Annotated in this window: 10 protein-coding genes; 5 read left to right on the top strand and 5 right to left on the bottom strand. The window is 43.5% G+C overall.

What is annotated here, in order from left to right:
* Window positions 1–30 precede the first annotated feature (30 nt).
* The 3 genes from HY064_06795 to HY064_06785 all read left to right on the top strand — a co-directional run bounded on the left by HY064_06795 (window position 31) and on the right by HY064_06785 (window position 3,201).
* Window positions 31–1,119 (top strand): efflux RND transporter periplasmic adaptor subunit, encoded by a 1,089-nt coding sequence (locus HY064_06795; GenBank protein ID MBI3510353.1) that lies wholly within the window; start codon window positions 31–33, stop codon window positions 1,117–1,119.
* An 89-nt stretch (window positions 1,120–1,208) separates the two neighbouring features.
* On the top strand, window positions 1,209–2,474 hold the full coding sequence (locus HY064_06790) for an ABC transporter permease (GenBank protein ID MBI3510352.1): 1,266 nt from the start codon (window positions 1,209–1,211) through the stop codon (window positions 2,472–2,474).
* Between the two features lie 55 nt (window positions 2,475–2,529).
* On the top strand, window positions 2,530–3,201 hold the full coding sequence (locus HY064_06785; GenBank protein MBI3510351.1) for an ABC transporter ATP-binding protein: 672 nt from the start codon (window positions 2,530–2,532) through the stop codon (window positions 3,199–3,201).
* 102 nt (window positions 3,202–3,303) lie between these two features.
* Here HY064_06785 and HY064_06780 read toward each other — a convergent pair whose 3' ends face one another.
* Window positions 3,304–5,856, bottom strand: coding sequence for a T9SS type A sorting domain-containing protein (locus HY064_06780; GenBank protein ID MBI3510350.1), 2,553 nt, complete (start codon window positions 5,854–5,856; stop codon window positions 3,304–3,306).
* Between the two features lie 156 nt (window positions 5,857–6,012).
* Window positions 6,013–6,915: a hypothetical protein gene (locus tag HY064_06775; protein MBI3510349.1), complete on the bottom strand. Its 903-nt coding sequence runs from the start codon at window positions 6,913–6,915 to the stop codon at window positions 6,013–6,015.
* 325 nt (window positions 6,916–7,240) lie between these two features.
* Here HY064_06775 and HY064_06770 point away from each other — a divergent pair, with 325 nt between their 5' ends.
* Window positions 7,241–9,190, top strand: coding sequence for a 1-deoxy-D-xylulose-5-phosphate synthase (locus HY064_06770; protein ID MBI3510348.1), 1,950 nt, complete (start codon window positions 7,241–7,243; stop codon window positions 9,188–9,190).
* Between the two features lie 10 nt (window positions 9,191–9,200).
* Here HY064_06770 and HY064_06765 read toward each other — a convergent pair whose 3' ends face one another.
* Both HY064_06765 and HY064_06760 read right to left on the bottom strand, forming a co-directional pair.
* Entirely contained in the window at window positions 9,201–9,536 is a 336-nt protein-coding gene (locus HY064_06765; GenBank protein ID MBI3510347.1) for a DUF86 domain-containing protein, read from the bottom strand.
* On the bottom strand, window positions 9,529–9,828 hold the full coding sequence (locus HY064_06760; GenBank protein ID MBI3510346.1) for a nucleotidyltransferase domain-containing protein: 300 nt from the start codon (window positions 9,826–9,828) through the stop codon (window positions 9,529–9,531). Before HY064_06760 ends, HY064_06765 begins: the two co-directional genes overlap by 8 nt.
* Window positions 9,829–9,981: 153 nt before the next feature.
* On the opposite strand from HY064_06760, the gene HY064_06755 reads away from it, so the two are divergent.
* Window positions 9,982–10,824 (top strand): hypothetical protein, encoded by an 843-nt coding sequence (locus tag HY064_06755; GenBank protein MBI3510345.1) that lies wholly within the window; start codon window positions 9,982–9,984, stop codon window positions 10,822–10,824.
* 151 nt (window positions 10,825–10,975) lie between these two features.
* On the opposite strand, the gene infB is transcribed toward HY064_06755, so the two are convergent.
* Window positions 10,976–13,753 (bottom strand): translation initiation factor IF-2, encoded by a 2,778-nt coding sequence (infB, locus tag HY064_06750; protein ID MBI3510344.1) that lies wholly within the window; start codon window positions 13,751–13,753, stop codon window positions 10,976–10,978.
* Window positions 13,754–13,758: the final 5 nt, after the last annotated feature.

The raw sequence follows: 13,758 nt of genomic DNA, 5'->3' as shown, positions 1-13,758 counted from the left end.
GTACGGATTACGAATCAATACTGATAACGTATGAAAAAAATACTTTTCCTTTTCCCATTCGTTTTTTTTCTGCTGAGTTGCGGATCAAAGAATCCGACGACTCACCCGGAACGGCGGGATCTTACTGAAGCGGTTTATGCTTCCGGGAAAATTTATCCGCTCAATGATTACAAAGTTTTTGCAAAACTCGCGGGATACGTGGAAGAAATTCATGTGCACATAGGCGATACGGTGAAAGTGGGACAACCTTTGCTTACTATCAGGAGTGAAGTGAGTGCGATCAACGTGGATGCAGCGAAAAATCAACTCGCGCTTGCTCAAAAAAATGCAGATGACAATGGTGCACTTATTCTCGCGCTGAAACAGGATGTGACTTCTACAAAAGCAAAATACGATCTTGATTCACTCGACTATGCGCGAACGTATGCTTTGCTGAAACAGAATGCAAGTTCTCAATTGCAATTCGATCAGTCGAAAGTGCTGATGGAAAATTCTCACGCTACGTACCAGCGCGCGCTGAGCAATTACACGGGCACACGCGATCGTTTGAAAACAGAATTGGAGAATGCAAAACTTCAATACGATGCACAATCATCGAACAACAGCGACTATACTATTTCAGCAGCGGTGAGCGGAAGAGTTTACGACATCATTCCAAAAAAAGGAGAACTCGTGGGGCCGCAACTCCCGGTTTGTGAATTGGGCGATGCCAATGCATTTGAAGTAGAACTGAGCGTGGATGAAACGGATATTGCAAGAGTTGAAAAAGGCCAGCAGATCATTTATGCCGTGGATGCTTACAAGGACCGCGAATTCAAAGGTGTGGTGGAAGAAGAATATCCGCGCATCAGTTTGGGAAATAAAACTTCCAAAGTAATTGCAACGATTGAAATTCCTGCCGATGTAAAAGTCTTTTCTGCAATGTCTATCGAAGCAAATATCATCATCGCTGAAAAGAAAAATATTCTTGTTATTCCACGCGAATATCTTTTGCCCGATAAGACAGTAAAAGTAAAAGGCAAGGATGAAAATGTAAAAGTCACTATCGGCGCATTCGATCTGCAGTACGTGGAAATTTTAAGCGGACTGACCGAGCAGGATGAAATTATTAAAGAGTAAAAAGTTGGTGGTTGTTTTGTTGGTAACAGGTGGTCTATTCACTTATTGCTGACCACCTGCCACCAACAAAAAAACGACCAATCTACCGAATGAATATTCTCAAAAGTCCCGTATTCCGCATTGCGCTCACTCATCTTCTCTCGAAGAAGAGGCAAACCATTGTGGCCATGCTCGGTGTTACATTCGGAATTGCGATGTTCATTTTCCAGGCGGGGCTCATGTCGGGATTCCAGTCCACATTCATTGAAGAAACGGTGAACACTACTGCGAACGTGAGAATTTATAATGATGTGCAGAAAGTGCGTACCAGTATTCTGGAAACTTTTCATCCCGGCGATCATAAATGGTTTCTTGTTCACAATCAAAAACCGAAAGATGAAGATCCGAAAGTAAAGAACGGGCGGCAGATCATGCAGCTCATTGAAAAAGATCCGGAAGTGAGTGGCGTGTCTCCTTTCATTGGTACGCAGGCCTTATTCCGTCTCGGGCTTGCGCAGGCGAGCGGGCGCATTGCCGGAGTTGACATCGAAAAAGAGAATGCAATTTTCAATGTGCAGAAACACATGAAGGAAGGAGATATTCTCGATCTTGAAACTTCTCCCAATGGAATTATTCTCGGCGAAGGGCTGGCCATGAAACTCGGCGCCAAGAATGGAGACAACATGCTCATCATTTCCCCGCAGGGAATTTCACTGGAGATGCGTGTGGTTGGAATTCACAAGTCAGGAATTACCGACCTGGATAATTCGAGAGCTTACATCAACATCCGCAATGCGCAGAAACTTCTTGGTGTTGACGGATCCTACATCACTGATCTCAATATTAAATTGAAAGACATCAACAAAGCAGAAGTGATCGCAAAAAAATATCACGACAAGTACGGTTACAAAGCGCAGGACTGGAAATCGGCGAATGAAAATATTTTTGGCATTTTCAAAATTCAGAACCTGATCACGTACCTCGTCATCTCTTCTATTCTTATCGTCTCCGGTTTCGGAATCTTCAATATTCTTATGATGATCATTTATGAAAAAATGCCCGACATCGCCATTCTCAAAGCAACCGGTTTTAAAGACAGGGACATTCGTAAAATATTTCTTACCGAATCGCTCGTGATCGGAATTCTCGGCGGTGCACTCGGCCTTCTTCTCGGATTCACCATACAAAGGATCGTGGGAAGTCTGAAGCTTGATGTGCGCGGATTTATTTCCATAGAACATCTTCGCTTCAACCAATCGCCGGTATTTTTCATTTTCGCTTACGCGTTCGGATTACTCGCAACCGCGCTCGCAGGATACATACCTGCGCGTAAAGCATCGAAGATAGATGCGATAGATATAATAAGAAGTAAATAACAAATCCCAATAACTTAGAACTTAGAAAAAAATCCGCATTAATTCGCGCTGATCCGTGGCCAATATTTTAGAAACAAAAGATCTCGACAAATTTTTCCGTGACCCGGTAGATTTCCAGGCGCTGAAGAAAGTTTCTATTGCTGTGCGGAAAGGAGAATTTGTTTCCATTATTGGATCCTCGGGCAGCGGGAAGTCAACGTTGCTTTATGTTTTATCAACGCTCGATACCGATTACGAAGGACAGATCTATCTTGACGGGGAAGATCTCAGCAAAAAAAATAAAAATCAACTGGCAGAGATCCGCAATGAGAAGATCGGGTTTGTTTTTCAATTCCATTATCTGCTTCCCGAATTCACTGTTCTGGAAAATGTGATGTTGCCTGCATTGAAGCTCTCGAAATATCCGGAAGAAAAAGTGAAAGAGCGCGCAATGGAAAAACTGGAGATGCTCGGACTCACCGACCAGGCGGAAAAAAGAGCAAACAAACTTTCGGGCGGACAACAGCAGCGTGTTGCGGTCGCGCGCGCACTCATCAACGATCCGGACATTATTTTCTGCGACGAGCCGACCGGAAATCTCGATTCAAAAAATGCGCAAACTGTTTTTGATATTTTCAAAGAATTAAAAACAAAATACAACCAGACCATCTTAGTCGTTACGCACGATATGAATCTCGCCGAGCAAACCGATCGCACGATCAGGCTGCATGATGGGGAGGTAGTGTGAACTTTTGTACGAACTACGAAATCGGCGAATACGCGAAATACGGATTCGCGAATATTACGTAGTTCGTAATACGTCAATTTCGCAGTTCGTACAAAAGCAAGTCTACTTGGTCACTATCATCTTCTTCGTCACTGTCGCCTTTCCTGAAGAGATATTCACGAGATAAACTCCCTTCACCCATGCGCTCACATCCACGTGCGTGTACGAACTGTTCTTCTGCAACTGCTGTTCTTCCATGAGTTTTCCTTCCAGGTCATAGATCTTCATGGTTGTATTGGAATACAACTCACCATAAGAAATAGTGGCAACATCGCTGGCGGGGTTCGGGAAAATATTCACAGACAGGTTCACCGAAGACGGATCGCTGATTCCGGAAATATCATTCATGCTGCGCTTGTACACACCGTGCCCGTGCGTGAACGCGAGCAATCCGCGATCGGAATTCGACGGAACAATATCGAACACCATGGTGTAATCGGGAAAGCCGGTATTGTGCGTGATCCATGTTTGTCCTCCATTCGTACTCACATACATTCCCACATCGCATCCTGCATAAATAATATCCGGGAACTGCGGATCACACATCAGGCAATGGAAAGGAGCATCAGGCAAAACAGAACTCATATCGGCCCACGTTATTCCTGCATCTGTTGTTTTATAAATATGTCCGGTTCCGAATCCGGAGAAAACAACGTAAACAATTTTACTATTTCGCGGATCAACAGTAATTCTTCTTGGATAACGATCCGGTAAACCGGTAGAGCGATCTGTAAAAGTTACTCCTGCATTTATGCTGATCATAAAATGCATCGGACCAAAATCAGGAGCGGTAGCAATGTAAACTGAATCGGACTGCGTGTAAGAACATCCGATACTCAGAATATAATTTCCTGCATCGATCGGATCGGCACTCACGGTATTGAAAGTAAATCCCTGGTCATCGCTGCGCTGTAATCCTGTTCCGGCTGCGTAAATGCGATTGTTATTATTCGGGGCAAGAATGTATGGTGCAAGGAATGCTGCAGGATTTCCACCGGTGGCGCTTGATGGCGTGCTGATGATCGTGTTTGAACTGAACCACTGATCAAAAGTTTGTTCAACATTCAGATATTGCGAAGCGCCATAAGCGATCTGGTCATTAGTCGGATCAATTGCATTGTAACATCCATCACCACCAACAACCGGAGTCCAGTAAACAGAACCGGTGTACATCTGCGTGTAATTATCCTGCAAACCGGAAAGAAGATAATTTGCATTCGTTTGCGAACAGGAACCAATGTAATGTTGTGAAGTAACATAACCATCGGTACACTCGGTATAGGAAACTCCGAAATCCCACGAGCGGAAAAGTCCGCCGTCAGTTGCAATGAAAATACTATTCGCATTTTGCGGATTCACCACGATGTCGTGTACATCGGAATGCATATAATCTGTGGTCCAGAAATTATTTGAAACCTGGTTGAATGAAGCTGCATTGTCATTCGACAACATCATGTTCACTCCGCCTGCAAGAATATTATTTGAATTTCCCTGTTCGATCGCCATTCCTTCGCAGTACCATCCCTGGTAACCGGTTACATCCTGAGATCCGATTGTTGACCACGTTGCACCTTTATCCGTCGTTTTGTAAAATCCGATCGTGTTGTAAATATCACTCATCTGAACGAGCGCTGCATTGTTGTTGTTGGGATCGAATGCGATCTGCGTTCTTCCCGCGTGCGCAGTTGCATTCGGAAATCCACCACCGGCGAGCGCCCATGTAGAACCTCCATCGGTAGAACGATACAAACCTTTATTCGTGCTGTTCATGTTTCCTGTTCCGCACAAAACAATTGTTGTATCGGAAGGAAACCACGCAATGTCCATTGCCATTGTTGCATTCTGAACTTGTGTCCACGTAGTTCCGCTGTTTGTGCTTTTGTAAATTCCTTCTGTAGTCGCTGCAATGACAGAAGATGGTTTTAGAGGATTGATGGAAATTTCCCACACGCCGCGCATTTGCTGGTAGGTCCAGTTCAGCGAATAAGACCACGTTGCTCCACCATCAGTAGATTTTAAAATTCCCATTCCTACAGAACCGCGCGTTGTGCGATCGGTAAGTCCGTTGAGTGGCATTCCATAATTGTAAGCTTCTCCTGTGCCAATGTACATCTCGAGATGATTCGCAGGATTGATGGCAATAGTTGCAACACCAAGAACAGGAAATCCGGTATTCACATACGTCCACGCATTCACGCCGAGTCCGCCCACTGTAGATTTCCACAAACCGCCGCTTGCACTTCCAAGCCAAACTGTATTGGTGTCAAGCGGATCGAGCGCAACACACAATGTTCTTCCACCCACATTATTCGGACCGATACTTGTCCACGTTCCAACTGTAGTTGTATTCGGATTTGCATAACGCGAATTCTGCATTTTCCACGCATTCACATACGCGTCATTGGGAATATCCGCATTCGGATAGGCACGTGTTTTGCTCAGCCATTGCAAAGCATCAAGCGCATCATTATCTTTTTCATCGTTTTCTTTCGCGGGAACAGAAATTTTATTTGCAGAAGATTTTTCAGAATTATTTTGATGGAGAAAATTATTCCAGGTGAAAAATAATATTCCTGCAGCGAAGGCAACGATGGAAGCGAGTACGGCTTTTTTCATGAAGAGAATTTTTTAGGAAGATGAAAGATACGAAAGGGAGTACGAAATACGAAAAGTGTACTTAAAGTTACGAAATACGAAAGGGAGTACGAAATACGAAAATCAGCAATGGAAAGTGAGGAGGCCATAATCAAATTGTTTCTACTCTCCACGACTCTATTCCGAAACAGTGAGCGTCGTCAGTATATTTTTATAATTCCACATTTCTATCCTGCTTACACTTCCGTTTTCGTCGTAGAAAATTTTATAATTCAGATAATCCCTATCTCCGATATCAACAGGTTTACCTGAATTTCCCGCATAGGTAATATCAAAACTGAATCCGTCGAAACAGGAATTGCAACTTGGCCCGCCAAAACTGTAATGAGTCAATCTTCGGAGAGAGTCGTACGAATAATTGCTGTAATATCCATTCATGTTGAATTGCGCAACGGCCATTGAATCTTTTGCGTGAACTTTTTTTGCCACATCAACCGGCTTTCCGCAATGCAGAGTATCCACAAAAAAAGTTCCGTGCCACACAAAATCCACATTGCGCAGAATGTATTCTACACTCACGAACGGAATTGCATTTTCTGAGATCGTGCGTACAGGGAGTTGCCTGACTTGTTTGCCGTATTCCGTATCATTCCATTCAAACTTCATCAATTTATTTTTTTTGCTCAATGGAAATTCCGTTGATCGTGAGTAATCATACAAATTGGATTTGTCAACCAATCGCGCGTAAAAAATTATTCCGGGGGAATAGCCATGCATCACAAATCCGCTTTCTGGTTTTTCGAAGTGCGGATCACACATAAAGAAAGAACCGGCTATCGTCTTGCGATCATCTTTGAAAAGATTCAGTTCCTCGTTGATGAAAAGATAAATGCCTGAAGTTTTTGTAACAACACTTTTTGTTGAATCGGTAAACAGATAAGTGCTGTCGCGATGAAACTGATATTTCAAAAACGACTCGTCTCTTTTTGCTGAATACGTTTCTTCGAATGAATATCCCTCAAAATGATCATCGGCACGAACAAACGAAAAATCAAAGATCGCTGCACAGAAAAATAACAAGAAGGGAAAACAATTGTATTTTAATTTCAACGGAAAATGGTTTTAACTATTGCCACAAAAATTCTGCCAGTAATGGTGCATTTTATTACGGGAATTCTTTGGTAAATATGTTTCTTTTTTTACGAATTGAAAATGGACTGAGGCAGCTGAAGGGAATAATTCGTTTCTCGCTTACTAAATCCATGTCCATCTTCCCATTCGTAATTCGTAGCCATTAACATCCCTTAACCAACATTCGATCGTATATCAACAACAACAAGTTAATACCGGCGTTTTCCTTCGGAAATCGAACTTTTTTTCTTAGTATATTTGTAACAGCAAACCAATGAGCACGCACCCCCATTCCGACGAATTCAAAGCAGGAAAATTACTCTCACAGATTCATGTTCCTTCCGATCTGAGAAAGTTGCGCGAAGACCAGTTGCCGGAAGTGAGCAAAGAACTTCGCCAGTACATCATCGACCTTGTTTCCAAAAAAGGCGGACACTTCGGCGCAAGTCTTGGTGTAGTAGAATTGACGGTTGCTCTTCATTACGTTTTCAATACGCCTTACGATCAGCTCGTGTGGGATGTAGGCCACCAGGCATACGGACATAAAATTCTCACGGGACGCAGAAATATTTTTCATACGAATCGTCTTTACAAAGGGATCTCCGGTTTTCCGAAACGGAGCGAAAGTGAATACGATGCATTCGGTGTAGGACATTCTTCCACCTCTATTTCTGCTGCACTCGGAATGGCTGTTGCTGCGAATCGTAAAAATGAAAAAGACAGAAATGTTGTCGCGGTGATCGGCGATGGCGCGATGACGGCGGGAATTGCATTCGAAGGACTGAATCACGCAGGAATTGAAAAGAGCAATCTGCTGGTTGTGTTAAATGACAACTGCATGAGCATCGATCCGAATGTGGGTGCGCTCAAAGAATATTTAAATGACATTACCACTTCACACACTTACAATAAAGTGAAAGATGAAGTGTGGAAGCTGCTCGGAAAAATTTCCAAATTCGGCCCTGATGCGCAATACGTGGCGAAGAAGATCAGTGATACTTTGAAATCTGCGCTGCTTAAACAGAGTAATCTTTTTGAATCACTTCAATTCCGTTATTTCGGCCCTGTTGACGGGCACGATGTGGATCGACTTGTGAGTGTGATGAAAGATTTGAAAGATATTCCCGGCCCGAAGATTCTTCACGTACTTACCACGAAAGGAAAAGGATTTAAATTTTCTGAAGAAGGAAATCCAACGGTGTGGCATGCCCCCGGGTTGTTCGATAAGACCACCGGAAAAATTGTGAAGCCCGTCACCAATGAACCGCAGCCACCGAAATACCAGGATGTTTTCGGAAATACTATTGTTGAACTTGCGGAAAAAAATAAAAAGATTATGGGCATCACGCCTGCTATGCCAACGGGAAGTTCACTCAACATCATGATGAAAGCAATGCCCGATCGTGCGATCGATGTGGGAATTGCCGAACAACATGCAGTAACTTTTTCCGCAGGACTCGCCACACAAGGCATGATCCCGTTCTGTAATATTTATTCTTCGTTCATGCAGCGTGCGTACGATCAAGTCGTGCACGATGTTGCTTTGCAGAATCTTCATGTTGTTTTCTGTCTCGATCGCGGCGGACTCGCGGGCGCAGACGGGCCTACGCATCACGGTGCGTTCGACATTGCATATTTCCGCTGTATTCCGAATATGGTGGTGAGTGCGCCGATGAATGAAAGTGAATTGAGAAATCTGATGTACACGGCGCAACTGGAAAAAAATAATTTTCCGATGAGCATCCGTTATCCGCGCGGACAAGGTGTGCTTACCGAATGGAAAACGCCATTCGAAGAAATTCAGATCGGCAAAGGAAGGAAGATATGTGATGGAAAGGATGTTGCGATTCTCACGATCGGTCATCCCGGAAATTTCGCAGTAGAAGCATGTGCCTCATTGAAAAAAGCCGGAGTGAATGCGGCCCATTACGATATGCGTTTTGCAAAACCTATTGACGAAGAAATGCTGCATGAAGTTTTTTCAACTTTCGATAAAATAATTACTGTTGAAGATGGTTGCATACAAGGTGGATTCGGAAGCGCGGTAATCGAATTCATGGCAGATCATAATTATCACGCAGAAATAAAACGTTTGGGAATTCCCGATTCATTCATTGAGCACGGTGAACAAACGGAGTTGTGGAAGGAATGTGGATTTGATGCGGATGCTATTGTGGAGACGGCGAAGGAGATGGTGTTGGAAGGCAAGAAGGTGTTGCGGTAATTTTCAAATGTTATTTTTTCATGTTTTGAATGTCATTTTTTAGAACCGGTATATCTTTTTGAATAATTCCCCAAAGTATTTCATGATCAACGGAATCGTAAGCGTGAACGATAAAATTTCTCAGTGAAATAATACTTTTTATTCCGGTGATCTCTATTGTTGGATCAAGTTGATTTATTTTATTAGCAGCTTCTCCAATAATTTCAAGCTGTCGCTCAACAGCTCTGGTTGATTTAAAATCATCCTTAAATTTATTAAAATCATTCGCAACGGATTTTTTTAATAGTTCAATTTCCTCAATGATAGCTTCTATATCAAGAATATATTTGAGTATTCTATCAGGCAGCATAGAGCGCTATTTGAGTATTTTCAATTTCTTTTTTTAGAATCGGGTTTTTCAAAGAGGAAACCGTCAAAAGATCCACCTTCCTGTTGAACAACTTTTCGAGTTCCTCTATCATTGAAAAAAAATTGTCGGCATAATCAAGCAGATTGATTTTATCATTGAACCGCACAAGAAAATCCAGATCGCTGTCCGATTTGAAGTTTCCCTTTGCAGCTGAACCAAAAAGACACAAGGAACTTACATTGTGGTTCACACAAATTTTCCTTAATTCGTTCACATTGCTATTTATCAAATCAATCATAACACGAAGATAAGAATTTGGCTTGTTTTTGTAAATGAGCGGATTGTGGAAACAGCGAAGGAGATAGCGTTGAAACCAAGTGACGGATATCACTTGCCCACCTTCCCGATTTTTCATACATTTATTACTCAAAAATCCAACCTCATGAAAAAATATTTTCTTTCTCTCCTGTTCATCTTCGCCGTTTCCTTTGCTTTTGCGCAGGATAAAATTTACAAAGTCGGTGGCGACATCATCGCTGCTAAAGTAACGGAAGTAGGAACATCCGAGATCAAGTACAAAAAATGGGATAATATGGACGGCCCCGTTTATGTCATTGCCAAAACAGAAGTGATCAAGATCGTTTATGAAAACGGAAGTGTAGAAATGATGACGCAGGATCAGATGTCCGTTACGCCCAACAGTACTTTAAGAATGAGAAAACGTGCAATCACCACGCGACCGTTCTCCCCGCTTCTCGGATTTGTTTCGATCGGTTACCAGCAGGCGCTCACGCCTACGCGTGCAGTAGTTTCTGATGTGGGATTCATCGGGCCGAAAGTGGGAACGATGATGGATCAGAACGCAGCAGGATTTTACCTCAAAGCAGGAATGCGTTTCAAACGTGTTCCTGAAGTGGTGACGAAAGACATGCAATGGAGTTACGCGCTCGGTGGATTTTATCTAGAACCGGAAGTGATGTATTCGAATTTTACAAAAGACATTTCTTATTACAATAATCTTACTTACACCACCACAACGACAAAAGCAACTTTTAATTCGGGCGCATTTCTTCTGAACATCGGAAGGCAAATGGTGTTTGGAGATATGCTCACGCTCGATCTTTCAGGCGGATTGGGATACGGAGTTGAATCGCACACATCGATCCCGAATTCTACTTTTGACTATGCAAATCTTCCGAGATTCTATTACAGCCATAGCAGTGGCGGACAGAATTTCCCGATCGCTTACAAACTCAGTTTCACGATTGGAGTTTTACTTCCGTAAAAATATTTTTTCTTTTCAGAAAACAGGAATGCAGCAATGTGTTCCTGTTTTCGTTTTAAAAATATTTTCCTGAACTTTTTAAAGCGGGCTATATAAAAAAGGCTGCACAACGGCATCCTTTGGAATTTGTTATTTTATTTTGGGAAAATTTCTAAAGCTTTCCTTTTATCTCCACCATCTCGTATCCTTCAATAATATCGCCCACTTCAATGTTGTCGAACTTGTCGATGTTCAGTCCGCATTCGTAACCGGAAGCAACTTCTTTCACATCGTCTTTGAAACGCTTGAGCGAACCGAGAGCTCCGTCGTGCAACACAATTCCATTGCGGATGATACGCACTTTGGTCTGGCGATTCACTTTTCCGTCGAGCACATAACATCCTGCGACTGTTCCCACTTTTGAAATTTTAAAAACTTCCCGCACTTCGATATTGCCCGTGATCTTCTCTTCGAATTCCGGCGCAAGCATTCCTTCCATCGCCGCTTTGATCTCTTCGATAGCTTTGTAAATGATGGAATACAAACGGATGTCGATCTGTTCGGTCTCTGCCAATTTTCTTGCACTCACCGACGGACGAACCTGGAATCCCACAATGATCGCGTTCGATGCAGAAGCAAGCAGCACATCCGATTCTGAAATCGCACCGACACCTTTGTGCACAATGCGGATCTGGATTTTTTCGGTGGAAAGTTTCAGCAATGAATCGGCGAGCGCTTCTATGGAACCGTCCACATCACCTTTGATGATCACATTCAATTCCTGGAAATCACCAATAGCAAGACGACGGCCGATCTCATCGAGCGTAATATGTTTTGTGGTGCGGATCTGTTGTTCGCGTTGCAATTGCAAACGACGTGTTGCGATCTCGCGCGCTTCACGCTCATCTGCCATGATGTTGAACTGATCGCCCGCTTGCGGCGCGCCGCTTAATCCGAGAATCTGCACGGGTGTCGCAGGTCCGGCATCTATCACATCGAGTCCGCGTTCATTATGCATCGCTTTCACACGGCCGCTGTAACATCCTGCAAGCACTACATCGCCAACACGCATAGTTCCATTCTCCACGAGAACAGTTGCAGTGTAGCCGCGTCCTTTGTCGAGAGTAGATTCGATGATCACACCCGTTGCGCGTTTTTCAGGATTTGCTTTCAGTTGTAACAATTCCGCTTCGAGCAGAACTTTTTCAAGCAGCGTATCAATGCTCAATCCTTTCTTAGCAGAAATTTCCTGGCACTGATATTTTCCACCCCACTCTTCAACGAGAATATTCATATTCGCAAGTGCTTCGCGAATCTTATCAGCATTTGCACCGGGCTTATCAATTTTATTGATCGCAAAAACAATGGGCACTCCGGCAGCTTGTGCGTGATTGATCGCTTCTGTTGTTTGCGGCATCACACTATCGTCAGCAGCAATAACGATGATCGCAACGTCGGTGACCTGCGCACCACGCGCGCGCATTGCGGTGAACGCTTCGTGTCCCGGTGTATCGAGGAACGTGATGTGTTTTCCATTTTCCAGTCCCACCGAGTAAGCGCCGATGTGCTGCGTGATCCCGCCGGCTTCACCTGCAATCACATTCGATTTACGAATGTAATCGAGCAAAGAAGTTTTTCCATGATCGACGTGGCCCATCACAGTAACAATGGGAGGGCGATCTTTTAATTCTTCCGGTTTATCTTCTTCTTCACGAATTGCTTCCTGCACTTCTACGCTCACGAATTCAACTTTGTAACCGAATTCCTGTGCAAGAAGTGAAATGGTTTCCGCATCAAGACGCTGATTGATGGAAACGAACAAACCGATGGTCATGCAGGTAGAAATGATTTGCGTAACAGGAACGTTCATCATTGTTGCAAGTTGATTTGCGGTTACGAATTCCGTTACTTTCAAAACACCTTTCTGTGCTTCGGCTTCTGCCTGTTCTTTTTCAATCCGCTGCGAGATCTGTTCGCGTTTATCGCGGCGATATTTTGATGCTTTTGATTTTCCCTGTCCGCTGAGTCGTGCAAGCGTTTCTTTGATCTGTTTCTGTACTTCTTCTTCTGTGAGTTCAGGACGAGCTTCACGTGACTGGCGTTGCTGTCCTTTTCCACGGCCTTGTCCGCGGCCGCCACCTTCTTGTCCCGGCTGTAGGTTAACAGGCCCGCCTTCTTTACGAATGCGTTTTCTTTTTTTCTTTTTATCCGATTCGAATTGTGCGCTGGAAGAAGCGACCGGTTTTTTCTTTTCTTCTTTCACAGGAAGATCGATCTTGCCCATGATCTTGGGGCCTTCCAGTTTTTCAACGGAGCGGCGGAAGATCACTTCTTCCGGCGGAGCAACTTCTTCGGTGGTGACCGGTGTTTCAGTAACTACCTCTTCAATATTTTCTACCGGTGGTGCTTCTTCCTCTTTTTTCTTTTTAGTGGTTTTTTTTGTTTTGTCTTTCGTCTCTTTTTCGGCAGCAGCATCTTTTTTCTTTTTCTCTTTTCCTTTATCGGCGCCGAGTTCGATCTTAGAGATCACTTTTACTGCAACTGTTTTTTCAGGAACAACACGCGTAATCTCTTCTTTCTTTTCTTTTTTCTCCTTTGCTTCTTTTGGTTCTACAGTTTTCGTTGAAGGATTATTCATGTCCTTGATGATGATCTCTTCCTGGTCACGCTCGCGGGCGCGGCGATCCGATTTGGTGAGTTCTTCATTAAGGATAATGGATTCCTTCTTCACTTTAGAAGAAAGCCCGACGAGTTTTGATTCTTCTTTCTCTTCGCGGTCCTGCGCAAATTCCTTGGTGAGCAAACGATAATGCTCTTCAGAAATTTTCTGGTTAGGATTACGGTCAAGTTTGAATCCTTTCTCTTCGAGAAATTCAAATATCCGGTCGAGGGAAACGTTGAGTTCCCCTTTTACCTTACTGAGCCGGATCGTTTTTTCTGGTTCTGACATAAAGT

The sequence above is a fragment of the Bacteroidota bacterium genome, from assembly GCA_016194975.1.
In the GTDB taxonomy this organism is placed as follows: Bacteria; Bacteroidota; Bacteroidia; order Palsa-965; family Palsa-965.
This window is presented reverse-complemented; position numbering and strand designations above follow the sequence as displayed.